The organism is Hymenobacter sp. UYAg731, assembly GCF_054061335.1.
Map to the genome: position 1 here is coordinate 257,211 of NZ_JBSSEC010000006.1, position 26,716 is coordinate 283,926.

Sequence of the window (26,716 nt, forward strand, 5' to 3'; positions counted from 1 at the left end):
GATTGTTAAAACATTGCCGTATTGCGGCCGTTAGCGCGGGCGGGCCGCTGGGTGGAAATTCACCAGCTGTTCACGCGTGAAACGTGTATTTGCCTCATCCAAACTACTGCGCGACGGCGCGGTTATAGCCGCCGTGCTGTTCGTGGCCCGTGCCCAAAAATCTGGAGAGGCCACGCCGGACGTATTACCTTTGTGCGTTGCTGGGCATACCCGGCGGCCGCCAATTTTCTGTTATGGCCCTATCCTCTGACTATCCACGCTTCACGCTCGGCAGCACCCTCACCGCCGAGCAGCGGGCTTTTTTTACCAAATACGGTTTCCTGCATTTCCGGCCCTTCGCCTCGCCCGAATACGTCCAGCAAATTCTCCAGGCGACTCAGGAAGTGCAGGCCAAATGGCTGGCCGAGGGCGTAGAAAAAGTAAACGGCGTGCCCATTAAATACGGCCACGACGTGGACGGCTCGCGCATTGTGCAGCGCTTCGCATTCGCCTCGCAGCACCACCCCGTGCTGCACGAATTGCTGCAGGACGAGCGTTTCAAAGCTCTTTTCCCGCTGCTCGAAGCCGAAGGCGGCCGCGTGGGCGAGAACGAGAAGGATGGCCTCGTGGTGAACCATTACGTGAACGTGCCCGGCTCCGAATTCAGCCAGATGGGCTGGCACACCGACTCGTTGCGCGACGTATTCTACGGCAAGCGCATCGGCCCCATGCTGAACGTGGGCCTGCATCTCGACGGCACCAAGGCCACCAACGGCGGCCTGCGCGTGATTCCCGCCACCCACCGCCAGGGCCTGCACAAGATGCTGTTTCGCAAGAAGTACTACAAGGACGTGTACTACGACCCCAACGAAATGGCCATCGAAACCGAGCCCGGCGACCTCACCGTACACGACGGCCGGATGTGGCACCGGGTGGCCCAGTCACCGCTAATCGGGGCCGAAAGCCGCCGCCGCGTGATGTACGTGCCCATCATCTCGGGCAAATACCAGCCCAAGAGCGAGGACAGCCCCACGCCGTTCTACCTGCGCTTCTTGCACTTGGTGAAGTAGTCCGGGCGAAGAAAAAAGGCCGTCATGCTTCATCTGGCGTCCGCGGAGTCGAAGCATCTCCCTCACGGTAGTAATCCAATCAACAGGATTTAGTATTGCGGTAGAGATGCTTCGACTCCGCGGACGCCAGATGAAGCATGATGGCCTTGTAGTAATACTGATACGACATTATCCTCATCGAAAAAATGGCCTACGCCCTTGTTACCGGCGCTTCGCGCGGCATTGGCCGCGCCATTGCCCTTCTGCTGGCCCAGCGCGGCTACGACCTGCTGCTGGTGGCGCGGTCCGAAGACCAACTCACCAACCTGGCCCTCGAAATCGGCACCCGGCACAAGCGCCAGGCCCACGTGCTGGCCACCGACCTAGCCGCTCCCGGAGCCGCCGAAACCGTGGCCGCCTGGGCCATTCAGCAAACCGACCAGCTGGCCGTGTTGGTAAACAATGCCGGCTACGGCCTCTGGGGCCGCTTCGAGCAGCTAAGCCTGACGGAGCAGCAGAACATGATGCAGCTGAATATGCACCTGCCCGTGGCCCTCACCCACGCCCTGCTGCCCACCCTGCACAAGGCCCCGAAAGCCTACATCCTGAACGTGGCCAGCACCGCCGCCTACCAGGCCGTGCCCTCGCTTTCGCTCTACGCGGCCAGCAAGGCCTTTTTGCTGAGCTTCAGCCGGGGCCTGCGCTACGAATTGAAAACCAGCAATATCTCAGTAACCTGCCTGAGCCCCGGCGCTACCACCACCAGCTTTGCCGACCGCGCCGGCATGGGAGCCGAGCTGCAAGCCACCGCCAACAAAGTCTCGATGACGCCCGAAGCCGTGGCCGCCGCCGCCGTGAACGGCCTGCTGGCTGGCGAGGCTGAAATCATCCCCGGCGTACTCAACAAGGTATCGGCCGGCCTCACCAGCCTGGTGCCCAAAGGCATCGTGGAGAAGATTGCGGCCGGGATTTACGAGAAGTATTTGTAAGAAGTAGCGCGGACTTTGTAGTCCGCGAGTGAACTGGCATTAAAGTGCCCCACTCGCGGACTACAAAGTCCGCGCTACTTCCGGCACACGCGCCCGGCCAGCCGATACGCGGCCCAAGCGAAAAACGGCGCGGCCAGCACGTCATAGGAGTAATGCACGCGCTGCACCAGCACCAGCACGCCCACGGCCACGCTCATCAGGCCCAACACCCAGCGCCACTTTTGGCCCCGGCCGACTAGCGTTAGAAGCACCATGGTGGCGGTGTGGCCCGAGAAAAATAGGTCGCGCACGATGGGCTGGGTCGTTACTTCAAAAATGCGGTCCATCACCGGGTCGTGCAGGATGACGAGCGTGGTGGGCGGCTCCAGCGGCAGCAGCCACAGCGTGAGCATTCGCAGTAGTTGCAGGAAATAATAGGCCCACAGCGCCGGCAACAGCCGTTGGGGCCGGGGCAGCAGGTAGGCCAGCGTGGCCGCGATGCCGCCATAAATCAGCGCGAACGTGAGGGCCGACACGTCGTGTACCGGCAGCAGCTCCAGCAGCGGGTCGGCCAGCCGCTGGCCGGGGCGCGCCTGAATGAAATGATAAAAGCCCGGCACCACCGGCAGCAACCCCAGCAACAGCAGCACTACCGCGCCCAGCCGCAGGCGGAAGCCCATCGAAGACCAGGCCGCCGGCCAGAAGCGCGGGCGTGGAGCCGCTACGGATGGGGGCAGGGGAGGAGGAGTTAGAATCGTAGCCACAAAAAATTACGGGTTCAGCTAATGGAAAGGCAATAAAACAACGTGCAAAAATACGTTCCAGCCTGAACAGTAGCGCGCTGGTTGGCAATGGTGGCGTAACATTGCCCACCGGCCGAAACGTGCCGCCTGGCTTTCATTCCTCACCCCCGGTTTTATGACGCGCTTTTTACTTTCTGCTTTGCCAGCCGGCCTCGTGCTGGCGCTGGCCGCCACCCCCGCCGCCCACGCCCAGAATGCCGCCCTCGATGCCCGCATTGCCCAGCTGGCCACCCAGGAAGAAAGCAAGGTCATCGCCTGGCGGCGCGACATCCATGAGCACCCCGAGCTGGGCAACCAGGAAACCCGTACCGCCGGCATCATCGCCGCGCACCTCCGCAAGCTGGGCCTGGAAGTGCAGACCGGCGTGGGCCGCACCGGCGTAGTGGGCGTGCTGCGCGGCGGCAAGCCCGGCCCCGTAGTGGCCCTGCGCGCCGACATGGACGGCCTGCCCCTCACCGAAACCAGCGGCTTGCCCTTCGCCTCCAAAGTCACCACTACCTACCTGGGCCAGCCCGTGGGCGTGATGCACGCCTGCGGCCACGACACCCACGTTGCCATGCTCATGGGGGCGGCCGAGGTGCTGAGCCAGGTGAAAGCCGACCTGCCCGGCACCGTGAAGTTCATTTTCCAGCCCGCCGAGGAAGGCTCGCTGCCCGGCGTGGAGGGCGGGGCCAAGCTCATGGTGAAGGAAGGCGTGCTCGACAAGCCCAAGGTCGATGCCGTGTTTGGCGTCCACATCAACGCCCAGACCGAGGTGGGCAACCTCAGCTACCGCCCCGGCGGTGAGATGGCCAGCTCCGACCGCTTCACCATCAAAGTCCACGGCAAGGGCTCGCACGGGGCCTACCCCTGGAACAGCGTGGACCCCGTGGTGACGGCCGCCCAGATTATCATGGGCCTGCAAACCATCGTGAGCCGGCAGGTGAAGCTCATTGACGACGCGGCCGTGGTCACGGTGGGCACCATCAACGGCGGGGTGCGCTACAACGTCATCCCGCCCGATGTGGAAATGTCGGGCACCATCCGGGCGCTGAATCCGGCGGTGCAGCAGCAAATCTGGGCCTCCATCCGCCGCATTGCCACCAACATTGCCGAGAGCGCCGGGGCCACCGCCGATGTCACCATCGAGCCCTACGTGCCCGTGACCACCAACGACCCTGCCCTCACGGCCCAGATGCTGCCCACGCTGCAAGCGGCGGCCGGCCCGGCCCATGTGCGGGAGATAAAGGCCGTGACCGGAGCCGAGGATTTTTCCTTCTATCAGGAGAAGGTGCCCGGCCTGTTTCTCTTCGTGGGCGGCATGACCAAAGGCCAGGACCCCGCCACCACCGCCGACCACCACACGGCCGGGTTTCGCATCGATGAAAGCGGCCTCACCTTGGGCGTGAAGACCTTAGCCACCCTGGCGGCGGACTATCTGAACGTCGGCAACCGCAAGTAGTAATCCGTTCAGGACAAATGAATAGTTGAATTTGATTAAATGCAATTCATAATTCATCGGATGTTCATCAAACGTACAAAATTTCGGTTTTATTAACAGATTGATGCCATTGTGCTCATGGTTTTGATAAAGTTGCCTACGTTGCAGCCGCTTAGATGCAAAATATTCAAAATTTGCTCAGGCTTAGTGTCCCACCAACAACTTTATCTCATTACATGAAAAAACAATACTCAGCGGCGGCATTGCTGATGCTCGGCGGCCTGGTTGCCACCACGGCCAATGCCCAGGACGCCTCGCGCATCCAATCCAAAGTATTGGGCGAAGACAACCAGCCCGTGCTGGTGCAGTTTAGTGCCGATGCTAAAATGGCCTCCCGGGGCATGAGCGGCGACCAGGTGCTGCGCCAGCAGCTGGCCCTTACCAATGCCGACCAAATGGTGCAGCGTAGCGCCGAAACCGACCAGCTTGGCTTCACGCACCAGAAATTTGCCCAATATTACCAGGGCATTCGCGTGGAGCACGCCACTTATTCGGTGCATTCCAAAGCCGGGGCCGTGGAAAGCATCAGCGGTGATTTTGAGAAGATTTCGGGCCTGAACACGACGCCGTCGCTGGGCGAAAGCGCGGCCCTGGACCGCGCCCTGGCCCACGTAGGTGCCCGCCAGTACAAGTGGCAGACCAACGAAGCCGACGCCAAATCATTCCTCCCCCAGGGCGAGTTGGTGATTGTGCGCGACGCCCGCGTGAGCGCCGAAACCGGCCCGCTCGTGCTGGCCTGGAAGTTCAACGTGTACGCCGCGCAGCCCATCAGCCGCGCGTTCATTTACGTGGATGCCCGCACCGGTCAGGTAGTGTTGCAAGACAACATCATCAAGCACACGGCCGGCACGGCTACGTTTGCTACGGCTTACAGCGGCACCCGCTCGCTGGCCAACGAAACGACCACCGGCGGCTACCACCTGAAGGAATATACCCGCGGCCTGGGTATCGAAACCTATAACTGCAGGAAAGGCAACAGCTACACCGCCGCCACCGACTTCGTGGACGCCGACAATAACTGGACGGCCGCCGAGTATAACAACGCCAACTTCGACAACGTGGCCGGCGATGCCCACTTCGGGGCGCAGGCCACTTATGACTACTGGAAAAACGTTTTCGGCCGCAACAGCTACGACAACGCCGGGGCCAAAATCAAGAGCTACGTACACTTTGATGACGTACCGGGCGGCGCGGGCTACGAAAATGCCTACTGGGACGGCACCGAAATGACCTACGGCGACGGTGCCAGCACCTTCAAGCCCCTGACGGCGCTGGACGTGTGCGGTCACGAAATCGGCCACGCCGTGTGCGAAAAGACGGCTAACCTGACCTACGCCAACGAGTCGGGCGCGATGAACGAAGGCCTGTCCGATATCTGGGGTGCCAGCATCGAGCAGTACACCACGGCGGCCCTGGGCCTCACCAAGTCGACCTGGGACATCGGCGAAGACATCATGAAAGCCGGCGGCGCGCTGCGCTCGATGAGCAACCCCAACCTCTACGGCCAGCCGGCTTACTATAAAGGCCAGTATTGGGCGGCCACCACTTCGTCGCCGTCGAACGCCAACGACCAGGGCGGGGTGCATACCAACTCGGGCATCCTCAACTACTGGTACTACCTGATTGCGGTGGGCAAGTCGGGCACCAACGAAAAAGGCTTTGCCTACAACGTGGGTGCCATTGGGATTACGGATGCGGCTAAAATCACCTTCCGCATGGAAAGCGTGTACATGGTAGCCGGCTCGACCTATGCCCAAGCCCGCACCTATTCCATCCAGGCCGCCACGGACCTGTTCGGCGCTACTTCGACGCAGACGCAAGCCGTAACCAACGCCTGGTATGCCGTGGGCATCGGCGCAGCCTACAGCGGCGGCGGTGGCGGTGGTAGCACCTACTGCACTTCGCAGGGTGCCAGCGTGGCCTACGAGTACATTGCCCAGGTGGCCCTCGGCAGCATCAACCGCACTTCGGGGGCTGATGCCGGCTACTACGACGGCACGGCCCTGACCACGAGCATCGCGCAGGGCTCGGCCCAGACCGTTACCTACAAGGCCGGCTTTGTATCGAGCGCCTACACCGAGTACGTGAAAGTGTACATCGACTACAACAAGAACGGCGTGTTCACCGATGCCGGTGAACTGGTTGCCTCAGGTACCGTGGCTTCGGCTACGGCCGCTACCGGCAGCTTCACGGTGCCCGCTACGGCTACCGTGGGTGCTACCCGCATGCGGGTGACGCTGAGCGACGCCGCCGCGACTACCAGCTGCGGCAGCTACAGCTACGGCGAAACCGAGGACTATACGGTGAACATCACTGCTGCCGGTGGCGGCGGCGGCACGCCCACCTACTGCGCCAGCAAGGGCACCAGCGTGGCCTATGAGTACATCGACCTCGTGAACCTTGGCTCCATCAACCGCACTTCGGGCGCTGATGCTGGCTACTACAACGGCACGGCCCTGAGCACCACGGTGGCGGCCGGCTCGGCCCAGACCATCAACTTCTCGGCCGGTTTCGTGGGCACGGCCTACTCGGAGTACGTGAAAGTGTACATCGACTACAACCAGAACGGTGTGTTCACCGATGCCGGTGAGCTGGTGGTGAGTGCGGCTGCCAGCAGCGTAGCGACCACCCGTTCGGCAGCCTTCACGGTGCCTTCCACGGCCAAGAGCGGGGCTACCCGCATGCGCGTTACGCTGAGCGACGCCGCTGCTACCAGCAGCTGCGGCACCTACAGCTACGGCGAAACGGAGGACTACACGGTGAACATCACCGGCGGTACCGGTATCGCGTCCCTGACCGGCAACACGGTTGCCAACGGCTCGAAGTTGCTGGCTGTGTACCCCAACCCGGCCACCGACGTGCTGAACCTGCTGCTGCCGGAGAATGCTGAAATCAAGAGCGTAACGGTAACCGACGTACGCGGTGCCCGCGTCGAAGGCCTGTCGCTGAACAACGGCGTGCTGAGCATCGGCCGCCTGGCCAACGGGATGTATACCCTGACCGTGAGCGACGGCAAGCAGGTGTACCACCAGCGCTTCGTGAAAGAGTAGTCCGCTCTCTCACCGCAAGGCAATAAAAAGGCCCGTCAGCATTGCTGGCGGGCCTTTTTTGTTGTTTCCATCATCCTGGGCTTGCGAAGGACCTTATCACATTTGAGCCGTTTGAGTTACTGCAAACCGTTCTTCAACCACAAGGTCCTTCGCTGGGTTCAGGATGACAGCGTTGTTGGTTCTACTTCAGCGAGTAGTCCAGCTTGAGCATTACCGTGCCGAAGCCGTCGTTGCTGGCCGAGGCCCCGCCGAGGCGCAGGCTGATGTCGTCGAGCTGGTCGGTGGTGGTGAAGTAGTAGTTGCCTTCGAGGTTGGCGCGCAGCTTGTCGGTGAGGCGCACGCTAAAGCCCGCGCCCACCGGAAACGCGCCGGCCAGGGCGGGGTAGTCGTTGCGTTCGGGCCGCAGGAAGCCCGTGCTCCCGGTGGCGCGCTCCGTGCCGATGTAGGCCTGCGGATTGTAGAGCAGCAGCCCCGCGCCGCCCTGCACGAACACCTGGAAAATGGGCGCATCGGCCGTGGAGGACGCAAACACGGACTCGTCGGGCAATAAATCGAACCGGAGAAAAACCGTGCCCAGGCCGTTGGTGCTGGTGAAGGCCAGGCCGCGCTCCTTGGCCTTGTCGCGCGCGCCCAGCTCCACGTAGGAGAACTCGCTGCCCAGGTGCAGGTGCGGCGTGAGGCGGTAGAGCACGCCCAGGCTCAGGGCCGGTCCTAGGAAATTATCGCCGGGGCTGTTGCCCAGGTCGCCGTTGTAGAGGGCCGTGCCGCCGCCGAGGGTGACGTGCAGCGGCCCCCGGAAGTAGGCCCGTTCCTGGCGGTTGTAGTGCCGCACCGGGTGGTGGTACTGCGCCTGGGCGGTATGGCTGCTAAGTGCGCCAGCCGCCAGCCCTCCGAAAATCAACGCGCGAAACCGCATACTATTAACCAAAGTGAAACGAAAACCGCCTATACGCAGCCCAACGCACAAAGCGCTGAAATCCGTGTGCCGGCGGGGTTTATTTGAAGGTGCCCTGCGGGTCGGGCAGCTTGGCCAGCAGGTCGGAGATGAGGTCGAAGTCGAGGCTGCTGACGCTGGCATTCTGGCCTTTATGCACGGCGTCCCAGGCTTCGGCGTACTTTTCCTGGTAGTAGAAGCCACGGGCCAGCTGCTGCCAGCCGTTGGCGTTGGCGGGGTCGGCGGTGGTGGCGCGCTGGAGCAGGGTGAGGCCCATGGTGAGGTCCTTTTTTTTCTTGGTCTGGCCGTAGCGGATGAGGTAGCTCGCGCCCAGGTCGCTCATGAGCAAGGTGCTGCCGGGGGCGATGCCGAAGCCCTTGCTCAGGAGGGCAATGGCGGCATCGGGCGTAGGCTGGCTGCTGGCGATGATGCCCAGGCCGCGGTAGGCTTCGGCGTTCTGCGGGTTGAGGAGCCAGGCTAGGTTGAAGCGGTAGGTGGCCGTGTCGGGCTGGTTTTCGCGCAGGTATTCGTAGCCCTTGTTGGTGAAAAACGCGCTGGCTTCGGCCGTGGAGGCGAAGCTGGCGGCAATGGCTTTGAGCTGCGCCTCGCCCAGCAGCTGGGTGGCCTGGGTGGGGCTGAGGCCGCCGAACAGCGGCTGCAACCGGATGGGCTTGCCCGGGGCCGGGGTGGCCAGGCTGCCATCGGGGTTCACGGTGGGGGTGGCACCCTTGCGCTGGGCCTGGGCGGGCGCGGCCCCCAGCAGGCCTGCCAACAGCAGCACGGCAAAGGCCGCTGAAATATTCTTAGGCAAAGCAGAAATCGACACGGGTGCGAATAAATAAATGAGGAAGGCGCGGCCCGGCAAAAAGCCAGCCCGCAGCCATTCCAACAAAGATAAAGCCAATGCTGCCAAGGCCCCGGCCCTGGTGCCGGGCCAGTGTCGGGCCGGTGCCGGGCAAACTGCCGGCCCGGCCCGGGCGTAGGTGAAAACCCTGCGCCGGCATTCGGCCGCAGGCTTTCCCGCTTAATTTCCACAAATGCGTCGTTTCTTTTTGCTGACTCCCGTGGCCGTGCTGCTGGCCGCCGTGGTCATCATCCTGGCCACCGAATACGTGGTGGCCCGCCCCAGCCACCGCACCAAAGACGTGGCCTACGTGCCCGCCTCGGCCCCCGATTTTGATAAGGAACGCCACATTCTGGACGTGTATTCGCCCAAAAAAGCTGCGCCGAACGGAGCCGGCTACCCCGTCGTCCTCTTCATTCACGGCGGGAGCTGGACGAGCGGCAACAAGAACATCTATACCTTCATCGGCCGGCGGCTGGCCAAGCAGGGCGTGGTGGCCGTGCTGATTAATTACCGCCTCGCGCCGCCCGTGCATGTGCCCGAGCAGGCCGCCGACTGCGCCCGCGCCCTGGCCTGGACGGTGCAAAACATCAAGCAATACGGCGGCGACCCAGCCCGCGTGTTCGTGATGGGCCACTCGGCCGGCGGCGGCCTGGCTGCCCTACTGGCCACCGATGACGCCCTGCTGGCCGCCAACGGCCTGCCCCAAAACCCCGTGCGCGGGGCCATTATGGACGACCCGGCGGGGCTGGATATGTACAGCTACCTCAAGGAAATGAAGTATGAGGGTGACGTGCAATACCTCGTGCCCTTCGGCAAAGACCCGGCCGTGTGGAAGGAAATGTCGCCCATCTACAAGATTAAGCCCAATCTGCCGCCGTTCATCTTCTACATCGGCGGCGAGACGTACCCGAGCATCAGCGGCAGCTCGGGCCGCTTCCGGGACCGGCTGAAGGCGACGGGGCAGCCCGCGCCGTATACCATTATTCCCGGCCGGCACCACATTCCGATGGTCTTGCAGCTGTATTGGCAGCACAACATTATTTATCAAGGGCTGCTGAAGCTGGTGGGGGCATAGTGGGTTGACGGAGTAGTGGGTTGGTGAATTTTACAAAGCTTGTAGAATCAGTTCAACCTAATGACCTACTAATCCACTGACAATGACTCACTAAGCCACCATTCCGCCAACCTGCCTCACCCAAACAAGCCGCCCTGGCGGGTGGGCTGCTCAAATTCGAGCAGCCATTTTTTGCGGTGCATGCCGCCGGCGTAGCCCGTGAGGCTGCCATCGGCCCCGATGACGCGGTGGCAGGGCCAGACAATGGCCAGCGGGTTCTGGCCGTTGGCCGCGCCCACGGCCCGCACGGATTTGGGGTTGTTCAGCACCCTGGCCACGTCGAGGTAAGAGGCCGTGCGGCCGTAGCCGATGCCCAGCAGCGCCTGCCACACCTGCTGCTGGAAATCGGTGCCGAAACCGGTGGCGTAGGTGAGGTCGAAGGCGCGCAGCTCGCGGTTGAAATAGGCCTGGAGCTGCTGATGGGCGGGGCGCAGGCAGGCGGGCACGGCGGTGGGCGGCGTGGCGGTTATTGTAGCTGCATCCAGAAACGAAACGGCCCGTAGGCCCGCATCGGAGCCGATGAGGGCGAGCGGGCCGAGGGGGGAAGGGAGGTAGACCGTGGCATCCATGGACCAAAAATAAGTAGCGCGAACTGGCGGGTCGCGGCCCCGCGCCGCTCACGCATTTTTAACGGCGCGCGGCCGCGAACCACCGGTTCGCGCTACACCAACACTGCCTGGCGCTGGGGCGCGGCTTCGGTTATCAGGGCCTGGGCGGCCAGCAGGGCTTCGGCGCTGGGCTGGTGCAGCACGCGGGCGGGGCCGGGCTGGGCGAGGTCGGCATCCCAGAGGCCGGACTGGTGCCACTGGTCGAGGTGGTCCCAGTCGGGGCGGTCGATGATGGGGTAGAGGCAGATGCCTTGCAGCGGCAGGCCCTCGCGGAGCACGGCGGCGCATTCTTCAGCAATCATGCGCAGCCACAGGGGGCGGTCGACGCCGGGGTGGCTGGTTTCGGTGAGGGCGAAGGGGCGGCGGTAGCGCTTGTAGGCGGCGCGCAGCAGGTTGCGCAGGGGCACCCAGCGCGGGTCGGGCACCTGGTCGTTCCAGCCCAGCTTATTGGGCGTGCCGTTCTGCCACTGGTTGTCGTAGTAGTAGTTGAAGCCCACGATGTCGAGCAGCTCTTCGCGGCCGCCCAGCTCGGGGCACAGGCGGCCGGCGAGGATGTCGGTGGCCTGAAACTGGTTGCGGTGAGCTTCGCGGGCCTGGCGGCGCTCGCGGGGCGTGGCGTGCAGCGGCGGCACAATGTGAACCAGCGGCTCGGTGCTGAGCATGCGGATGGTGGGATCGGTCTCGCGCAGGGCGTGGGCTCCTTCAATGTAGGCGCGCATGAGGCCGTATTTCACGTCCCAGCCCTGGCCGTGGCAGTAGGGCGTGGTGCCCCGGGCATCGCCCCCGAGCCAGGAAATAAAGCTGACCTCGTTGATGGGCGTGACGATGAGCACGTCATCGGGCCGCTGGCTGCGGTAGAAATCCACGAAGGCGCGGCAGAGGGCGGCGAAGCGCCGGGCGAAGAGCGGGTGCAGCGGCGTGAGGTCGTCGGGGTAGCCGAAGTGGCATAGGTCCCAGACTTGCTGGATGCCGTGGCGCAGCCCGGCTTCGAGCATGGTTTTTACCGTGCTGAAATCATACTGGTAGGGCGTTTTCTCAATCTGCGCCCAGCGAATCCCTTCGCGCACAGTGCGGACATTGAACGGGCCAAGGTCGGTATAATCTTCGTCAATCAGCTGCAAATGGCCGGTGAGGGGCAGGAAATCGACGCGGTGGCCGAAGGCATTGAGCTGGTCGGTGCATTCGTAGCCGCCCCACCAAAAGGAGCGGAACGGGGAGGCGACGGGGGTAAGAATGGCCATGGAAGGAAGCGGTATAATGGGCAAATGCCCGTGCCTGCCGGTGAGGCGGGCGCGGGCATCGTGGTAAACTGTAAAAATAGGGCTAGGGTTAAGGTCGTGCTTATCGCAGCGCGGACTTTTAGCTCGCGCTACTTGGCGGCCTTGGCCAGGTTCTTTGCCTCAATGAAAATGCGCTTCACCTCGGGGTGCTCCACCCGAATGGCGTCCTGTAGATGCTCGACGGCAGACGCTACTTCGCTTGAAGTCAGGTTGTCGGCAAAGTCCACATCGAGGGCCAGCATCACGTCGTGTGGGCCGAGGTACATGGTGAGGGGCGAGCGGATGTCGCGCACCTGGGGCTGGTCGCGGGCAATGCGCTCCAGGTTGGCCAGGGTAGCGGCATCGACGCCGGTGCCCACCAGCAGGCCCTTGGTGCGGCCCACCAGAAACATGGCCACCAGCATCAGCAGCAGGCCAATTGCGATGGACGCACCGCCATCGAAGTAGGGATTATTCAGCAAATGTCCCAGAAATACTCCCAGGCCCGCGATGGCCAGGCCCACGAGGGCCGCCAGATTTTCCATTACCGAGGCAAATACTGCCGGGTCTTTGCTCGTGCGTAGCATTTTCACGAAGCCCACGTTGGCATCGGCCTGGGCCAGCAGCGCTTTCACCGAGAGGTAAAAGGCAATGCCTTCGAAGAGAAAGGAAATGCCCAGCACCACGTAGTTCCAGCCCGCGTCTTCGATGGGCTCGGGGTGCTGAATGTGCTTGATGCCCTCGTAGAACGACATGCCGCCGCCGATGGCGAAGATGAGCACGGCCACAATCAGGCCCCAGAAATACAGCTCCTTGCTGTGGCCGAAGGGGTGCTCGGCATCGGGCGGGCGCTGGCTCTGGGCGGTGCCGTAGAGCAGCAGGCCACTGTTGCCGGTGTCGACCAAGGAGTGAATGCCCTCGGATAACATGGCCGAGGAGCCGGTGAAATATGCCGCCACAAACTTGCTGATGGCAATGGCTACGTTGGCGGCAATGCCGCCGTAAAGGGAAACTTTGGATGCGTTAGCGTCGGCCATAGGTGCGCAAGTACGGAGGAAATGGGGTTGCCGTTGGCAAAAGGCGGGAGCAGGCTGGCGAAAAGTAGCGTGGACTTTTAGTCCGCGAACCGGTTCGCCCACCGGCGCGGACTAAAAGTCCGCGCTACACGCGTGCTAACGCCGCCGGGCCCGGCGCAGCGCAAATCCCTGCGCCACCCGCACCCCGATGAGGCCTGCCAGCAGCCCCGGCAGCAGGAGCAGCAGCACCCAGGTATTGGCTTCGGGGTAGCTGCTGTGGGCCAGGTTGGCTAGGTTCACCATGAAATCGACGCAGTACCAAAACGCAAGGTGCGCGAACCGGCCCGCCAGCTGCCCCAGCGCACTCATGCCCGCCGTTGCTTTAGCTGCCGCAGCGTCTGGGCGTTGCGCAGCACCCCATACGTGAGCCCCAGCAGCAGCCCGGGAATGAATACCAGGTAGAAATCCACATTGAACAGGCTGTACAACGCCCCGCCGCCCACCGACAACGCCGCGATGGTGAACCCGTACAGCGGCCGGAGCCGGAAGTAGGCCGGGCTGTTGGCCGCCGTGGCGTGGGGGCAGGCGTGGGCGTAGCAGTAGCGGGTGCAGCGGGCTGCTAGGTAAGCTTTGGTAGGCGGGTGCGGGGCCGTTTCGTTCACCCAGAAGCCGAAGAGTAGGGGAAGGGCGGCGAGGAGCAGGGTGAGGAAAAGGGGGCGCATAGCAGGCATCTGTTATGCGAATAAACACAGTTTGTAGCCGTGTCTGGCACGTCTGGCTGCGGTTATAGTAGCACAACTGCTAACCCGCCCGAAACATCAATCCCCAGGCTGGCGGAAACCATGTTATAACACCTGCGCTAACAAGTTTTGACACACGCCCGGCAGGCTGGAAAAGTGGCAGGCAGTAGCCGGCGCTTGTGGCGTCAGCCCCGCTTTTGTTGCCTTTTGAGGCAGAATAGAAACGGCCGGACCTCTCCGGTTTCAGCCTATCCTTTGGCGCATACCCCATACTTTAGTATGAGCATTGAACTACCTGACATGACTCCCAAAAACGCTACCACCCCAAAGAAGTTAATGCGTATCAGCGCCAGCGAATTTGCCCGCCGCTTGAACGCGGACCTCAGCACCCAGGATAAACGGTACGCCTTCTTTCTCGGCTCGGGCTGCTCCGTTTCGTCGGGTATCAAAACCGCCGGCGGATTGGTTGCCGATGAGTGGCTGCCCAAATTGCGCGATATGATGGCTCCCGAGCAAGCCGACCATGCCGTTTGGGGAAAAGACGAGTTTGCCTACGACCACACCAATCCGGCCGCGAGCTATGGCATTCTGATGGAACGACTCTTTTTGCAGCGGGAGGCGCAACAACGGGAGATTGAACGGCTCTGCGACAACAAATTTCCAGCGTTCGGCTATTCCGTGCTGGCCGCCCTGATGGAGCACACCAAAGCCAACGGCACCTTCAACGTGGTGCTCACCACCAACTTCGACGACCTGGTAGCCGATGCCCTGTACCTGTTCACGTCCATCCGGCCCCTGGTCATTCATCACGAGTCGCTGGCGGGCTACATCCGCCCCACCCGCACCCGCCCGCTCATCGTCAAAATCCACGGCGACAACCACCTAAGCCCGTACAATACCCCGCAGGAAACGGCCGAGCTGCCCGATAGAACGAACGTCCAGGTTCGTAACCTGCTGCACGACCGGGGGCTGATTTTCTTAGGCTACAGCGGCAACGATGAGAGCGTGGTGAAACTGCTGGAAGCCTTGCCGGACGATGCCCTGCCCCTGGGCGTGTACTGGTGCAGCCAAACCGAGCCCAACTGCCGGCTATCGGAGTGGCTGCACAAGCGGCAGGCCGTATGGATTGAAAGCCCCCGGTTTGATGAGTTCATGCTCTTGGTTCACGCGGCCATGAACCTGAGCCTCCCCAAGCCCAAACGCTTCGAAGACGTGTTCGATAAGCTGATGGAAACCTACAAGGTCTTAACTGGCACCATCACCCGAAAGCCCGCTACTACCAAAGCCCAGGTAGCCCTAAAAGCAGCCGTCCAAAAAGCCGATAAATCCTTTCCCGATTGGCGCGCCGTATTGCTAGAGGCCTCTCGGTTTGAGAAAAGCGCCCCGGCAAAGGCGGAAGCAATCTATATTTCCGGGATTGAGCGGTTCCCGGAATCAATGGAAATCTTAGGAAGCTACGCCGTCTTTCTTGCAGGTGAGAAGCGTGTGCAGGAAGCGGAGACATATTACAAGCGTGCCCTTGAAGCTGACCCTACTGAAGCTATCAATCTTGGGAACTACGCTTTTTTGCTTGCAGGTGAAAAGAGAAAGCAGGAAGCGGAGACATTCTACAAGCGTACTATTGAAGCAGACCCCACTTACGCTAACGCTCTTGGGAACTACGCTCTTTGGCTTACAGATGAAAAGCGTGTGCATGAGGCGGAGACATTCTACAAGCGTGCTATCGAAGCAGACCCCACTTTCGTAACAGCTCTCGGGAGTTACGGTAATCTCCTTGCAGAGGAAAAGCGCCCACAAGAAGCAATGGGGTACTACAAGCGTGCCCTTGAAGTCGACCCTACCCATGCTGTGACTCTCGCGAACTACGCTATTGTGCTTGCAGGTGAGAAGCGTACGCAGGAAGCTGAAGAGTATTATAAGCGCGCTATTGAAGCTGACCCCAATTATGCTAACGCTCTCTGGAATTATGCCCTGTTCCTTACAAAGGAGAAGCGGGCGCAGGAAGCGGAGGAGTATTATAAGCGCGCTATCGAAGCCAACCCTGCCAACGTTAATACTCTCGGGAGTTATGCCAATCTTCTTGTAGGTGAGAAGCGCGTGCAGGAAGCAGAGGGGTACTACAAGCGCGCTATTGAAACCGACCCCACCCACGCTATCAATCTCGGCAATTACGCCCAACTCCTTCTGGCGAGAAATTCCATAGAAGGGCTGCCTATATTAGACCAAGTTCAAGCACTAGCCTCTGAAGCGTCCTCTGACCTGCTCCTTGAACTTGCTTTTTACGAGCTAGCCCATCGGCCCCCGCTTGGAGATACCCTGCCGCTAAGCCGCCTAAAGCAATTGCTGACAAAAGGCGAGCGGTCTACAGGCTGGGACTTTGTGCCCAACATAGCCCGCGCCCAGCAGGACGGGCACCCGTTTGCCGAATGGCTACCGAAGCTAGCCGCAGTCATCGCCGATGAATCGCCGCTGGAGGTACTGGCCGAATGGCCGGAATGGCAGCAGGCCAATGGCGAGGCCATAGCCGCGCCGGGCACGAAATAGCCCACCGCACCTTACTACCCCACTCCCCACTCCCCACCCCAAGCCCCCTGCCCGCATGGCCCGCGTCACCAACAACCTGCTCCTCCAAGGCATCAGCGGCAAAATCGGCCCCCTCGTCATCCGCCAGGTCGGCGGTCAAACCATCGTGCAGGCGGCTGAAAGCAACGCTAAGCGCGCCCCCCGCTCGCCCAAACAGCAGGCCCACCTCGACCGCATGTACCAGGCCCAGCTCTACGCCAAAGCCCAGCTGCGCGACCCCGCCGCCAAAGCCCTGTACGCCACCCGCATCGACCAGCGCCGCACCAGCGCCTACACCGTCGCCATTGCCGACTACATGCGCGCCCCCGAAGTCCTCGGCCTCGACGCCCGCGCCTACCACGGCCGCCCCGGCGACGCCCTCCTCATCCAGGCCACCGACGATTTCGAAGTCATCGCCGTCGTCCTGCGCTTCCTTAGCCCCACCGGTACCGAGCTCGAAACCGGCCCCGCCACGCTACAGCCCGCCGGCGACTGGCACTACGCCGTGCGGCAAAACCACGCCACCGGCACCACCTGCGACGTCGAGGCCCACGACCGCCCCGGCAACTGCACCACCCGCCGCTTCACGCTGTAAATCGCAGCCCCGCTTTTATTCAATTTCTGCCATTACCTTCCAGCTTGCTTTAATAGGAGGAGTGTAGAGAAAGTCTAGAGGCAGTATAGAGACAGAACCAACCTACCCCGAACGTGCCCCGGCATATAGTCCTATTTACGGCCTGTCCTACCCGCAGAATTTATCGGTGGCCACCCCCCTCACCTTACTTTCGCCCTCATGTCCGCACCTACTTTGCAGCGCCGCCTCGGCCTGGTTCAAGCTACCGCCCTCAATATGATTGACATGGTGGGCATTGGCCCCTTTGTCACCCTGCCGCTCGTGATGGGCTTCATGGGGCCGAATTTCCTGCTGGCCTGGCTGGTGGGCGCGGCCCTGGCCTCCGTCGATGGATTAATCTGGAGTGAGCTGGGCGCGGCCTACCCCGAAGCCGGCGGCAGCTACCGTTTCCTCAAGCTGGCTTACGGCGAGCAGAAATGGGGCCGCTACATGTCGTTCCTCTACGTTTGGCAGACGCTCATTCAGTCGCCGCTGGTGCTGGCGTCGGGGGCCATCGGCTTCGCCCAATACTTCGGCTACCTCGTGCCGATGACCGAGTGGTGGCAGCCCAAAGCGGTGGCCGGCACCGTGGTGTTGCTGCTGATTGTGCTGCTTTACCGCCGCATTGAGGACATCGGCAAGCTGGGCGTGGCCCTGTGGGTGGGCGTGCTGAGCCTGATGGGCTGGCTGATTTTTGGCGGCGTTACGCACCCCAACCACCACGTCGATATTTTCCCGGCGGGTGGCTTCTCGGCGCTGCCGGGCCTGCTCATTTCGGCTGCTATGGGCCAGGCGGCGGTCAAAACCATCTATTCCTACCTCGGCTACTACAATGTGTGCCACCTCGGGGCCGAAATCAAAGGGCCGGAGAAGGTGATTCCGCGCAGCATTTTCCTGAGCATTCTGGGCATCGCGGCGCTGTACCTGCTCCTGAACTGGAGCGTGGGCACGGTCATCGGCTGGCAGGAAGTGCAGGGCTGGCAGGCCAGCGCCGGCGACAAGTCGCAGTTTATCATCAGCGTGTTTATGGAGCGGCTGTACGGCCCCACGGCGGCCAACGTGGCCACGGCCATGGTGCTGCTGGTGGCGTTTGCGTCGTTGTTTGCGGTGCTGCTGGGCTACTCGCGCATTCCCTACGCGGCGGCGGCCGATGGCGAGTTTTTGCCCGTTTTCGGCAAGCTGCATCCCACCAAACACTTCCCCTACGTGTCGCTGCTGCTGCTAGGCGGGGTGGGCTTCGTGTTCAGCCTGCTGTTTCGGTTGGGTGAGGTGATTTCGGCCATCTTGGCCATGCGGATTCTGGTGCAATTCGTGGGCCAGGCCGTGGGACTGATGCTGCTGCGGAAGCGGCGTGGCACGAGCGCGCTGCCGTTCAAAATGCCGCTCTACCCGTTGCCCGTCATTCTGGCCATCATCGTGTGGCTGTTCGTATTCGTAGGCATCGCGCCGGCCGAGGTGACGTGGGGCGGCGTGCATTTCAAGCTCTACTTCCAGGTGGCCGCGCTGGGCATGATGGCGCTGGGCACGGGCGCGTTCCTGCTCTGGAGCCGGCGGCTGAAGCGGTGGCCATTTGCGCAATAGGTTCGGTTTAGTTACTGAGAAATTCCCGAAACAGTGGCCCCATAATGCTAACCCAGACACTGCATCAACCCGCCTGCCACCAGCGCCCCGGTCAGGGTATTTAGCGAGTTGACCGCGTTGTTGCTGAGGAAACCGCGCCGTTCCAGCGTCGCGCCCAGCACCGAGTCGGCCAGATTGCCGGCTGTGCCCGCTACCAGCAGCCACCCAAACGCCGGCCCCCAGCCAAAACCCAGGCAGTAAGCCACCGCCAGCACGGCCGTGCCGGCCAGCCCCAGCGCCGTGCCTTCCAGGCTCACCACGCCGTTGAGGCCGCGCGTGTTGGGCCGCAGCGTGAGGATGTTGTAGTAGCGGCGGCCATACACGTTGCCCAGCTCGGAGGAAAGCGTGTCGGCGGTGGCGGCGGCGAAGCTGCCGGCCAGCATCAGACCAGCCAACGGGGCGTAGGCTGGCAGTTGCCAGGCCAGCAAGCCCAGTAGCCCCGCCACCCCGGCATTGGCCACTACCTGCCCAGTTGTGCGGCGGCCCTTGTTCTCTTCGGCCAGCCCGAGGCGGCGCTTGTCGGCCACGCGCCAGCCGGAGGCCGCCGTGCCCAGCCCAAAAAACAGCGCCAGCAGCGCCAAGCCCGTGAAGCCGCAGCCGAGGTAAATTAGCAAGCCCAGCGCCCCGCCGGTTGCCGCAGCGGCCGTGGTCAGCTTGCCCGCCCGCACGCTGTAAAACATGCCAAACGCCAGCAACAGCGCCACCAAACCGAGCCGAAATAAATCCATTACCCCAGCCACTTTTCGTAGCAAAAGAAGCGCAGCCCCGGCCGGAACCCCAGCGTAATCTCGCCCGCAAACCGGTAGCCCAGCTTCGGAAACAGCCGCTGCGTGGCCACGTTTTCGGAGTTGGTATCGACGCGCAATACTTTCAACCCTTGGGCTACGGCCTGCCGCTCGGCCTCGGCCATCAGGGCCAGCGCTACGCCTTTGCCCTGGGTGGCCGGGTCCACGGCCAGGCGGTGCGTTACCAGGGCGGACTCGGCCGCGTCCCAGTCGGCCTGAGCGTATTCGGCATCCTGGTCCTGGGTGAGGGCGGCCACGCCGGCAATGGTGCCATCCAACTCGGCTACCCATAGCTGGTTTTGCGCGATATCAGCGGTAAAGACGGCCTCGTTCGGGTAGTCGGCCGTCCATTGGAAGTTGCCGCTGGCCTGCATCAGCGGCACCACGCGCCGCACTAGGGCGAGGATGGCCGGCATGTCAGCAGCAGTGGCGCGGCGAGTAGTGGGCATAAAGGGAAAAATAATGGTCGAAAAAAAGAAATGAACGCCGCTACCGGCGTTCGCCCAGCACATTAAAACTCAGAAACAAGGTGGGCCGCAGGAGCTTCCCGGTGGCCAGGTAGCGGTCCATAAAGGTCTGGCACTTCTGCAGCTTGTCGTCGGCTTCCTGCAACGACGCGTTGAATTCTTTGAGGCTGGTGAGCAGGGCCGGATTCTGGCTTTGCACCGTGGCCGCCAGCTGGCGGGCCTGCGCGAAACGGGCCTGAATCGGCGGCAGCTGTTGGCGCAGCTCCTCATCGGTTTTGCGGGGCTGGAACTGCCGGTTGTAGAACTCCACGAACGCATTCACCAGCTTCACGCCCTCGTTGTACTCGTTCAGCGCCTCATTGTAGGTATCGATGTGCAGGTTGTCTTCCCGGCCCCGGTTGTTGGCCAGGTAGGTGTAAGTGTGGCCGTTTTTGACGCCGTTCTGGGCGATGCGCCGGTTGGTGGCATGTATCCGCTGCTTGGGCGTTTGCTGCGTGTACAGGGCCAGCGAATCGGCGAACGCAAACGCCGGGCGGGGCGTGGGCGGCACAATGCCCTGCTGAAACTGCTGGGGCGTGCGCGGCGCGGGCAGCAGCTGCCACAGCGGGTCGAATGGCATGTGTAGCTCAATAAAAGCTTTCGGCGGCATGCAGAAGTACGTGTTGTCGAACTCGGCCACAAACTTGTGGTTCACCACCCTGCCGGCCGCCCAGGTTGGTTCCAGCAGCTGCCACTTCCCCTCGATGCGGCTGGCGCACCAGGCGTGGCCCACCGAGGCCAGCAGGCTGGTGTAGCCGGGCACCACGTAGGTAAGCACGCCGGCTTGGTTGGCCACGGCGCTGTAGAGCTCGGCATAATGCCGGCACACGCCCTCGCGCTTGTCCAGGGTTTCCTGCACCACAACGGCCGGGGGGCGCTCGTATTCGAGCAGGTACATATTCTCCACGTCGTAGCGGATGTTGCGCGTCACCCACACGAAAGCGGCCCGCGCCCGGTCGCCTTCTGACGGAAATGAGGCCGTGATGAAACGCGCCAGCCCGCCCACCGTCCGCGCCGAGGAGTCGGGCACCTGCCGCATCCGGGCATCCACGGCCTGGTACGGAGCCGGGGCGGCCGGGCGGGGTTTGGGCCGGGCACCCTGCGCCCGGGCCGGTTGCGCCAGTCCGGCCCGGCTCAGCAGCCCCAGCAGGCAAACGGAAGTCAACGATACACGCACGGCAGCTACGAATTCAAGGACGGAAAACCCACCAACAAAATTGGGCAAATCCGGCGGCATTACCCACCAAATTTGCCCAACGTTAAAAAACCGAAAACCTTCAAGCGAGACTTAGCCGCGCCGCAGCACTGCCGCCGCCTCCTTGGCGAAGTAGGTCAGAATGGCATCGGCCCCGGCCCGCTTGATGCTCGTGAGCACCTCCATCATGGTGCGCTCGCCGTCGACCCAGCCGTTTTGGGCGGCCGCTTTTATCATGGCGTACTCGCCGCTCACGTTGTAGGCCGTCACGGGCAGGTTGGTGTGGTTTTTCACTTCCCGAATGATGTCGAGGTAGCTCAATGCCGGCTTTATCATCACCATATCCGCGCCTTCGGCTTCGTCCAGCGCCAGTTCGCGCAGGGCTTCGAGGCGGTTGGCGGGGTTCATCTGGTAGCTTTTCTTGTCGCCTTTTTTGGGGGCCGAAGCCAAGGCTTCGCGGAACGGACCGTAGAAGGCCGACGCATACTTGGCCGTGTAGCTCATGATGCTGACGTGGCTGAAGCCATTCTCGTCCAGCACCCGCCGAATCCAAGCCACGCGGCCGTCCATCATGTCGCTCGGGCCGATGATGTCGGCCCCGGCGCGGGCCTGGGCCAGTGCCATCTGGCCCAGCACTTCCAGGCTGGCATCGTTGAGGATTTCGCCCGAGTCGGGGTCCACCACGCCGTCGTGGCCATCGGAACTGTAAGGGTCCATGGCCACGTCGGTCATGATGACCACCTCCGGGAACTGGCGCTTGATATCGGCCACGGCTTTGAGGTAGAGGCCGTCGAGGTTGGTGCTTTCGCGGGCCATCGGGTCCTTCAGCACTTCGTTGATGTTGGGGAAGGGCGCGAAGGCTTTCACGCCCAGCTCCACGCACTGCCCGATTTCGTCAATCACCCGGTCGGCCGTGAAGCGCATGATGCCGGGCATCGACTTGATTTCCTCGGTCTGGTTCTGGCCTTCGGTGATGAAGAGGGGGTAGATGAAATCGTGGGCGGTGAGGCGGGTTTCCTGGACCATATCGCGGATAACGGCGGACTTGCGATTGCGGCGGGGGCGGTGGGTTGGGAGCATACGAAGGGTGACACCAGGCTTGCGCCCGGGGCGAGCGAAATAATAAAATCGATTCCTAACAAGCGAAAACGCGCCGCAAAGTTCGTTTCAAAACGCAGACTACCGCCGCCCAAACGGGTCGATGTACGCCACCAGCACCGCCAACGCCGCCGCCCCCGCCACAATGCCCCACACCAGCCCGCCACCACTCAGCAGCAGGCCCAGCAGGGCAATGGGCAGCACCACCAGCCCCAGCACGCCCAGCACCGTGGTGCCCAATCCGGCTTCGGCCGTGGCGTGCGCCCGGGCCAGCAGTGTCCGCCGGTGCGCGGTGGCCAGCCGCACTATCGGCAGAGGAGCAATAGCAGTGTTTGCGGTCGATGCCACTACTGGTTCGGGCTGCGGCAGTGCGCGGCGGTGCCCCCGAGCTACGGGCGAAGCAATTACCGGCTGCGCGGCCGGTTTGGTGGGAGCCACGGCAATTGGCGTGGCAGCCGCTTTCGGCGCGGCGCGCGTTGTCCCGGCCGCTTGCACCGTCCGCACCCGCCCCGGCATCGGCTGAAACGAGAAGCTGGGCCGGCTGCTCTGGCAGCCGCTGGCCAGGCCGCCGGCTACCACCAGCAACGCCAGCAAACGGGAGTGAAACAAGCGAGGGCGCGTAACAAAAAGCATAGAGGAAAGCCGGAAGTGAGGTCTGAGCAGGGCTGTACGAATATTGGCCGGTTTCCGCTACCCGGCGGCCAGCTTTTGCGCCGCCTCCCAGCCAATGCCCGCGCCCAGGGCCACGCCCATGCCGTTGCAGCGCACGGCGGCCAGCACGCCCGGCCGCACCCAGTCGATGATGGGCGCCAGCGCCGGCCCGAAACCCATCACCCCGCTCCAGCGGTAGTCGATGCGCGGCTGCCGGCCGGGCAAAATCACTGTCTGCAGCAGGTTTTCGAGGTACTGCTGCACCGGGCGCGTGAGGCCGGGCGCGGTGGTTGCTTCGGCCGCAAAATCTAGGTTACGGCCGCCGCCGAGCAATATCCGGTGGTCGGGCAGCTGGCGGAAATAGGCGTAGCCGTGGTCGTAATGGAAGGTGCCGGGCAATTTTACTTCCGGTAGCGGCTCCGTCACCAGCACCTGGCCGCGGCCGGGCGTCACGGCCATCTCCGGCAGCAGCTCGGTGGCGAAAGCGTTGGTGGCCAGCAGCACCTGGCCGGCTGCCACGGTCGCGCCGTTGGCCAGGTGCAGGCGGTGGCCGGTGGCGCTGCTGGCCACATCTTCCACGGCGCAGTTGGTGAGCACCGGCACATCGGCGGCCCAGGCGCGGGCCAGCAGGGCACGCACCATGCGGCCGGCATCAAGGCTACCCTCGTGCTCATTTTTGAGCAGCGTGCCCACACCCCCGAAACCGAATTGCCCCGCCTCCGCACTGGCATCGCGGAAAGTGCGGGCATGGCCAATTACCGGAGCCAGCAGCGCGTTGAAGTAGTCGATTTTATCCCGGCATTCGGCTGCCAGTACCGTTTCTTCGTGCCGGAAGAGCTCGTAGCCGCCTACCGGCTGGTAGTCCAAGGCGGCATCGCCCAGCAGTGCGCGCAGCCGCGCCAGTCCGGCCCAGCGGGCGGCCACCACGGCCTGCAGGTCGCCGCGCTTCTCCTGCTCCATCAACTCTGAAATCGACCCAAAACACGCAAACCCGGCATTTTTGGTTGAAGCCCCGCTGGGCAGTGCGCCGCGCTCCAGCACCACCACGCGCCAGTCGGGCCGCTGCTGTTTCAGGTAGACGGCCGCCGTGAGCCCCACCAGCCCTGCGCCGATGATGGCGACCTCAGCCGGGCCGAAGAAGGATTGGTATTCCCAGTAGGAGAGGTTGGCGTTGTGCATGAGGCAAGGGAAAAGCCTGTCATTCTGAGCGCAGCGAAGGACCTTCTAACGCCCGAACAAATTGCTCAAACGTGAGAAGGTCCTTCGTTGCGCTACAGAATGACAGATTGGGCTTAAAACGCCAGAATCACCTCCGCAATCACGTCGCAGGCCTCGTGCAACTGCGCCTCCGTAATCACCAGCGGCGGGGCGAAGCGGATGATGTCGCCGTGCGTGGGCTTGGCCAGCACGCCGCGCTCCATCAGCGTCACGCACACGTCCCAGGCGGTGCGGCCGTCCTCGGCGGGCACAATCACCACGGCGTTGAGCAGGCCTTTGCCGCGCACCAGGTCCACCACTTCGGGGCGCTGGGCCTGCACCTGGCGCATCCGCTCGCGGAAGATTTCACCCAGCCGGGCGGCGTTTTCGGCCAGCTTTTCATCGACGAGTACGTCCAGCGCAGCCCGCATCACGGCGCAGGCCAGCGGGTTGCCGCCAAACGTAGAGCCGTGCTGCCCCGGCTGAATCGTGAGCATGATAATATCATTGCACAGCACCGCCGACACTGGCAGCACGCCCCCGCTCAGGGCCTTGCCCAGGATGAGGATATCGGGGTCCACAGCCTCGTGGTCGCAGGCCAGCAGCTTGCCCGTGCGGCCCAGCCCAGTCTGGATTTCATCGACAATGAAGAGCACGTTGTGCGCCTGGCAGACTGCCTTTGCCTGGGCCAGGTAGCCCACGGCCGGCACCATCACGCCGGCCTCGCCCTGAATGGGTTCGACCATAAAGCCGCACACGTGCGGGTCTTTCAGGGCTTCCTCCAGCGCTTCGATGTCGTTGTAAGGCACTACCCGGTAGCCGGGCATAAAGGGCCCGAAGCCGCCCGTGCTGTCGCCATCGGTGCTGAAGGAGATGATGCCCGTGGTGCGCCCGTGGAAATTGTGCTCGGCCACCACAATCTGGGCCATGTTCGGCGCGATACCTTTTTCCTGGTAGCCCCATTTCCGGGCCAGCTTCAGCGCGGTTTCCACGGCCTCAGCCCCGGAGTTCATCATCAGGGCCTTATCATAGCCGAACAGCTCACAGAGCTGCTTTTCGGCCGCCCCCAGCTGGTCATTGAAAAACGCCCGCGACGTGAGCGTGAGCTGTTGCGCCTGTTTCGTAAGCGCCCCAATGATGCGCGGGTGGCAATGCCCCTGATTTACCGCCGAATAGGCCGAGAGAAAGTCGAAATACTGCTTGCCATCCACGTCCCACAGCAGTGGGCCTTCGCCCCGGTTCAGCACCACGGGCAGCGGGTGGTAGTTGTGGGCACCGTACTGGTCTTCAAGCCGCATGAGCTGCTCGGCGCGGCGGCTGGTGGCGGTGGGGGAGGCGGTGTCCATGGGCGGGTGGGATGAGTAGGTGAAGCGGTGGTAATGCTGAACCGCTCAAAATTACGAATAAAGCCGCTGCCGTTCTGATTGCCACTTTGTTCGTCTACTTTTACCCCCATGGAAACGCTACACCACCCCGATGCGCCCCAGGCCATCGGTCCTTACGCCCAAGCCATTGTGGCGGGCGGCTTCGTGTTCTGCTCTGGTCAGACGCCAATAGTGCTGGCTTCCATGACCATCGAGGCCGACACCATTGAGGAGCAAACCCGTCAAGTGCTGGCCAACCTCAGTATCGTGTTATCGAGTCGTAACCTCGGGCTGTCCGATGTGGTAAAAACCACCGTTTTCCTCAAAAACTTTGCTGATTTCACCCGCATGAACGCCGTGTACGGCAGCGTATTCGGCGCGCATCGGCCGGCCCGCACCACCGTCGAAGTATCGCGTTTGCCGCTCGATGCCCTGGTTGAGATTGAATGCATCGCGGTAATTCCTCCTGCTGCCGTTTCCCAGCCCCCGCCGGAGCTCTAGCGCAAGCGCATGCCTTCTACTTGGTGCGCCGTGTCGGCGTAGCGGCCCACGTAGTTGCCTTCTTCGCGGCCGCTGGCCCGCAGCAGGGTCCAGTCCACCACGGCGGTTTCGGGAAAAGTCACTGGGGTGGGCTCGGCCGCAGTAGGGGAATCGGTAGTCGTTTCGGGCAGCAGCAGGGCCTGTACCGTGTTGCCGTGCCAGCCCAGCACCCGCGCCGAAGCCTGCCGGAAGCTGGTATCCGTCGCAATCACCCGCACCGAAAGCAAAAACTGGTCGCCGATGGGCAGGCCGGCCAGGAATTTCTTCTTGGCCTGGGGCAACGTGCGCAAGGCCTCGCGCACCGGGTCGGCCAGGGCGGTTTGGTCGCGGGCCAGCGCCGGGCGTAACCCGGCCGGGGCCGTAGCCGCCGTCAGTACCACCGGCGTGGGTGCCTGAGCCACCGTAGGAAAAGTAAGCAATACGGCAGTCCCGGCCAGAAGCGACAATGCAAAAACAGTAGGCGTTTTCATAGAATGAATAGCAGATTTCAGTAGCACAAGGTACAACACCCAAGCCATAAAACGCCACCGGCCCTACCTTTGATTCCCAAATGCCTGCTCCCGTTCCCCAGCCGCTCCAGCCCGGCGATTTTTACTACACGCCCGAAGGCTACCTCGTCTTCACCGAGCAGTACCACCGCCGCCGGGGCAGTTGCTGCCAGAGCGGCTGCCGCCACTGTCCCTGGAAATTTCGGCCCAAACCAGGCGCTCAGGGCGCATCCGATGGGAAATAAGGGCC

Annotated in this window: 26 protein-coding genes; 10 read left to right on the forward strand and 16 right to left on the reverse strand. The window is 62.7% G+C overall.

The annotated features are described in order from the left end of the window. Positions 1-233: 233 nt before the first annotated feature. Positions 234-1,049, forward strand: coding sequence for a phytanoyl-CoA dioxygenase family protein (locus ACVWYF_RS19055; protein ID WP_457071007.1), 816 nt, complete (start codon positions 234-236; stop codon positions 1,047-1,049). 185 nt (positions 1,050-1,234) lie between these two features. Continuing rightward, complete coding sequence (locus ACVWYF_RS19060) at positions 1,235-2,017, forward strand: SDR family NAD(P)-dependent oxidoreductase (protein ID WP_457071009.1); 783 nt, start codon at positions 1,235-1,237, stop codon at positions 2,015-2,017. Between the two features lie 74 nt (positions 2,018-2,091). Here the strand turns inward: ACVWYF_RS19060 and ACVWYF_RS19065 are convergent, their stop codons facing one another. Beyond that, positions 2,092-2,760, reverse strand: coding sequence for a phosphatase PAP2-related protein (locus tag ACVWYF_RS19065; RefSeq protein ID WP_457071012.1), 669 nt, complete (start codon positions 2,758-2,760; stop codon positions 2,092-2,094). A gap of 154 nt (positions 2,761-2,914) precedes the next feature. On the opposite strand from ACVWYF_RS19065, the gene ACVWYF_RS19070 reads away from it, so the two are divergent. Together ACVWYF_RS19070 and ACVWYF_RS19075 are read left to right on the forward strand one after the other, a co-directional pair. Continuing rightward, complete coding sequence (locus ACVWYF_RS19070) at positions 2,915-4,240, forward strand: amidohydrolase (RefSeq protein WP_457071014.1); 1,326 nt, start codon at positions 2,915-2,917, stop codon at positions 4,238-4,240. A gap of 215 nt (positions 4,241-4,455) precedes the next feature. Continuing rightward, on the forward strand, positions 4,456-7,329 hold the full coding sequence (locus ACVWYF_RS19075; RefSeq protein WP_457071017.1) for a M4 family metallopeptidase: 2,874 nt from the start codon (positions 4,456-4,458) through the stop codon (positions 7,327-7,329). Positions 7,330-7,510: 181 nt separating this feature from the next. On the opposite strand, the gene ACVWYF_RS19080 is transcribed toward ACVWYF_RS19075, so the two are convergent. Next, positions 7,511-8,245, reverse strand: a complete 735-nt coding sequence (locus tag ACVWYF_RS19080; protein WP_457071019.1) for a hypothetical protein — start codon at positions 8,243-8,245, stop codon at positions 7,511-7,513. A gap of 79 nt (positions 8,246-8,324) precedes the next feature. After that, a complete protein-coding gene (locus ACVWYF_RS19085; protein ID WP_457071021.1) occupies positions 8,325-9,089 on the reverse strand; it encodes a tetratricopeptide repeat protein in 765 nt (254 codons plus the stop codon). 211 nt (positions 9,090-9,300) lie between these two features. On the opposite strand from ACVWYF_RS19085, the gene ACVWYF_RS19090 reads away from it, so the two are divergent. Continuing rightward, positions 9,301-10,185 (forward strand): alpha/beta hydrolase, encoded by an 885-nt coding sequence (locus ACVWYF_RS19090; protein WP_457071023.1) that lies wholly within the window; start codon positions 9,301-9,303, stop codon positions 10,183-10,185. A gap of 116 nt (positions 10,186-10,301) precedes the next feature. On the opposite strand, the gene ACVWYF_RS19095 is transcribed toward ACVWYF_RS19090, so the two are convergent. From ACVWYF_RS19095 to ACVWYF_RS19115, 5 genes are all read right to left on the reverse strand, one after another. Next, positions 10,302-10,793 carry a methylated-DNA--[protein]-cysteine S-methyltransferase gene (locus tag ACVWYF_RS19095; RefSeq protein WP_457071026.1) on the reverse strand — a complete coding sequence of 164 codons (492 nt, stop codon included), beginning with the start codon at positions 10,791-10,793 and terminating at the stop codon, positions 10,302-10,304. A gap of 92 nt (positions 10,794-10,885) precedes the next feature. Next, positions 10,886-12,073, reverse strand: a complete 1,188-nt coding sequence (locus ACVWYF_RS19100) for an amine oxidase (protein WP_457071028.1) — start codon at positions 12,071-12,073, stop codon at positions 10,886-10,888. A 128-nt stretch (positions 12,074-12,201) separates the two neighbouring features. Next, positions 12,202-13,128: a cation diffusion facilitator family transporter gene (locus tag ACVWYF_RS19105; RefSeq protein ID WP_457071030.1), complete on the reverse strand. Its 927-nt coding sequence runs from the start codon at positions 13,126-13,128 to the stop codon at positions 12,202-12,204. Between the two features lie 135 nt (positions 13,129-13,263). Next, the gene (locus tag ACVWYF_RS19110; protein WP_457071032.1) at positions 13,264-13,410 is read right to left on the reverse strand and encodes a hypothetical protein; all 147 of its coding nucleotides are present in this window, start codon (positions 13,408-13,410) and stop codon (positions 13,264-13,266) included. 62 nt (positions 13,411-13,472) lie between these two features. Then, positions 13,473-13,829, reverse strand: a complete 357-nt coding sequence (locus ACVWYF_RS19115) for a hypothetical protein (protein WP_457071034.1) — start codon at positions 13,827-13,829, stop codon at positions 13,473-13,475. Positions 13,830-14,126: 297 nt separating this feature from the next. Here ACVWYF_RS19115 and ACVWYF_RS19120 point away from each other — a divergent pair, with 297 nt between their 5' ends. The 3 genes from ACVWYF_RS19120 to ACVWYF_RS19130 all read left to right on the forward strand — a co-directional run bounded on the left by ACVWYF_RS19120 (position 14,127) and on the right by ACVWYF_RS19130 (position 18,603). Next, complete coding sequence (locus ACVWYF_RS19120) at positions 14,127-16,391, forward strand: tetratricopeptide repeat protein (RefSeq protein WP_457071036.1); 2,265 nt, start codon at positions 14,127-14,129, stop codon at positions 16,389-16,391. Between the two features lie 55 nt (positions 16,392-16,446). After that, positions 16,447-17,004: a hypothetical protein gene (locus ACVWYF_RS19125; protein ID WP_457071038.1), complete on the forward strand. Its 558-nt coding sequence runs from the start codon at positions 16,447-16,449 to the stop codon at positions 17,002-17,004. A gap of 198 nt (positions 17,005-17,202) precedes the next feature. Next, complete coding sequence (locus ACVWYF_RS19130) at positions 17,203-18,603, forward strand: APC family permease (RefSeq protein ID WP_457071040.1); 1,401 nt, start codon at positions 17,203-17,205, stop codon at positions 18,601-18,603. A gap of 47 nt (positions 18,604-18,650) precedes the next feature. Here the strand turns inward: ACVWYF_RS19130 and ACVWYF_RS19135 are convergent, their stop codons facing one another. The 7 genes from ACVWYF_RS19135 to rocD form a co-directional block, all read right to left on the reverse strand. Continuing rightward, a complete protein-coding gene (locus ACVWYF_RS19135; RefSeq protein ID WP_457071042.1) occupies positions 18,651-19,382 on the reverse strand; it encodes a DUF92 domain-containing protein in 732 nt (243 codons plus the stop codon). Beyond that, positions 19,370-19,876, reverse strand: coding sequence for an N-acetyltransferase family protein (locus tag ACVWYF_RS19140; RefSeq protein ID WP_457071045.1), 507 nt, complete (start codon positions 19,874-19,876; stop codon positions 19,370-19,372). The genes ACVWYF_RS19135 and ACVWYF_RS19140 overlap by 13 nt, the downstream gene beginning before the upstream one ends. A 40-nt stretch (positions 19,877-19,916) precedes the next feature. Continuing rightward, positions 19,917-21,110 carry a transglutaminase domain-containing protein gene (locus ACVWYF_RS19145; protein ID WP_457071047.1) on the reverse strand — a complete coding sequence of 398 codons (1,194 nt, stop codon included), beginning with the start codon at positions 21,108-21,110 and terminating at the stop codon, positions 19,917-19,919. Between the two features lie 111 nt (positions 21,111-21,221). Then, positions 21,222-22,208 carry a porphobilinogen synthase gene (gene hemB / locus ACVWYF_RS19150; protein WP_457071049.1) on the reverse strand — a complete coding sequence of 329 codons (987 nt, stop codon included), beginning with the start codon at positions 22,206-22,208 and terminating at the stop codon, positions 21,222-21,224. A gap of 99 nt (positions 22,209-22,307) precedes the next feature. Beyond that, positions 22,308-22,859 (reverse strand): hypothetical protein, encoded by a 552-nt coding sequence (locus tag ACVWYF_RS19155; protein ID WP_457071051.1) that lies wholly within the window; start codon positions 22,857-22,859, stop codon positions 22,308-22,310. Positions 22,860-22,916: 57 nt separating this feature from the next. Further along, complete coding sequence (locus ACVWYF_RS19160; RefSeq protein WP_457071053.1) at positions 22,917-24,056, reverse strand: NAD(P)/FAD-dependent oxidoreductase; 1,140 nt, start codon at positions 24,054-24,056, stop codon at positions 22,917-22,919. Positions 24,057-24,169: 113 nt separating this feature from the next. Then, complete coding sequence (gene rocD / locus ACVWYF_RS19165) at positions 24,170-25,420, reverse strand: ornithine--oxo-acid transaminase (RefSeq protein ID WP_457071056.1); 1,251 nt, start codon at positions 25,418-25,420, stop codon at positions 24,170-24,172. Positions 25,421-25,528: 108 nt separating this feature from the next. On the opposite strand from rocD, the gene ACVWYF_RS19170 reads away from it, so the two are divergent. Next, positions 25,529-25,939 (forward strand): RidA family protein, encoded by a 411-nt coding sequence (locus ACVWYF_RS19170; RefSeq protein ID WP_457071058.1) that lies wholly within the window; start codon positions 25,529-25,531, stop codon positions 25,937-25,939. Here the strand turns inward: ACVWYF_RS19170 and ACVWYF_RS19175 are convergent. Next, positions 25,936-26,448, reverse strand: a complete 513-nt coding sequence (locus ACVWYF_RS19175; RefSeq protein ID WP_457071060.1) for a hypothetical protein — start codon at positions 26,446-26,448, stop codon at positions 25,936-25,938. The two genes, ACVWYF_RS19170 and ACVWYF_RS19175, sit on opposite strands and share 4 nt — an antisense overlap. A gap of 80 nt (positions 26,449-26,528) precedes the next feature. Between ACVWYF_RS19175 and ACVWYF_RS19180 the strand changes: the two genes are divergently transcribed. Further along, on the forward strand, positions 26,529-26,711 hold the full coding sequence (locus ACVWYF_RS19180; protein WP_457071062.1) for a DUF5522 domain-containing protein: 183 nt from the start codon (positions 26,529-26,531) through the stop codon (positions 26,709-26,711). Positions 26,712-26,716: the final 5 nt, after the last annotated feature.

Coding starts and splice junctions, on each gene's coding strand:
- ACVWYF_RS19110 (WP_457071032.1), bottom strand. CDS start 13,410: ATGGTGAACCTAGCCAACCTGGCCCACAGCAGCTACCCCGAAGCCAAT.
- ACVWYF_RS19060 (WP_457071009.1), top strand. CDS start 1,235: ATGGCCTACGCCCTTGTTACCGGCGCTTCGCGCGGCATTGGCCGCGCC.
- ACVWYF_RS19115 (WP_457071034.1), bottom strand. CDS start 13,829: ATGCGCCCCCTTTTCCTCACCCTGCTCCTCGCCGCCCTTCCCCTACTC.
- ACVWYF_RS19160 (WP_457071053.1), bottom strand. CDS start 24,056: ATGCACAACGCCAACCTCTCCTACTGGGAATACCAATCCTTCTTCGGC.
- ACVWYF_RS19055 (WP_457071007.1), top strand. CDS start 234: ATGGCCCTATCCTCTGACTATCCACGCTTCACGCTCGGCAGCACCCTC.
- ACVWYF_RS19140 (WP_457071045.1), bottom strand. CDS start 19,876: ATGCCCACTACTCGCCGCGCCACTGCTGCTGACATGCCGGCCATCCTC.
- ACVWYF_RS19155 (WP_457071051.1), bottom strand. CDS start 22,859: ATGCTTTTTGTTACGCGCCCTCGCTTGTTTCACTCCCGTTTGCTGGCG.
- ACVWYF_RS19170 (WP_457071058.1), top strand. CDS start 25,529: ATGGAAACGCTACACCACCCCGATGCGCCCCAGGCCATCGGTCCTTAC.
- ACVWYF_RS19080 (WP_457071019.1), bottom strand. CDS start 8,245: ATGCGGTTTCGCGCGTTGATTTTCGGAGGGCTGGCGGCTGGCGCACTT.
- rocD (WP_457071056.1), bottom strand. CDS start 25,420: ATGGACACCGCCTCCCCCACCGCCACCAGCCGCCGCGCCGAGCAGCTC.
- ACVWYF_RS19175 (WP_457071060.1), bottom strand. CDS start 26,448: ATGAAAACGCCTACTGTTTTTGCATTGTCGCTTCTGGCCGGGACTGCC.
- ACVWYF_RS19180 (WP_457071062.1), top strand. CDS start 26,529: ATGCCTGCTCCCGTTCCCCAGCCGCTCCAGCCCGGCGATTTTTACTAC.
- hemB (WP_457071049.1), bottom strand. CDS start 22,208: ATGCTCCCAACCCACCGCCCCCGCCGCAATCGCAAGTCCGCCGTTATC.
- ACVWYF_RS19105 (WP_457071030.1), bottom strand. CDS start 13,128: ATGGCCGACGCTAACGCATCCAAAGTTTCCCTTTACGGCGGCATTGCC.
- ACVWYF_RS19130 (WP_457071040.1), top strand. CDS start 17,203: ATGTCCGCACCTACTTTGCAGCGCCGCCTCGGCCTGGTTCAAGCTACC.
- ACVWYF_RS19075 (WP_457071017.1), top strand. CDS start 4,456: ATGAAAAAACAATACTCAGCGGCGGCATTGCTGATGCTCGGCGGCCTG.
- ACVWYF_RS19090 (WP_457071023.1), top strand. CDS start 9,301: ATGCGTCGTTTCTTTTTGCTGACTCCCGTGGCCGTGCTGCTGGCCGCC.
- ACVWYF_RS19100 (WP_457071028.1), bottom strand. CDS start 12,073: ATGGCCATTCTTACCCCCGTCGCCTCCCCGTTCCGCTCCTTTTGGTGG.
- ACVWYF_RS19125 (WP_457071038.1), top strand. CDS start 16,447: ATGGCCCGCGTCACCAACAACCTGCTCCTCCAAGGCATCAGCGGCAAA.
- ACVWYF_RS19070 (WP_457071014.1), top strand. CDS start 2,915: ATGACGCGCTTTTTACTTTCTGCTTTGCCAGCCGGCCTCGTGCTGGCG.
- ACVWYF_RS19095 (WP_457071026.1), bottom strand. CDS start 10,793: ATGGATGCCACGGTCTACCTCCCTTCCCCCCTCGGCCCGCTCGCCCTC.
- ACVWYF_RS19120 (WP_457071036.1), top strand. CDS start 14,127: ATGAGCATTGAACTACCTGACATGACTCCCAAAAACGCTACCACCCCA.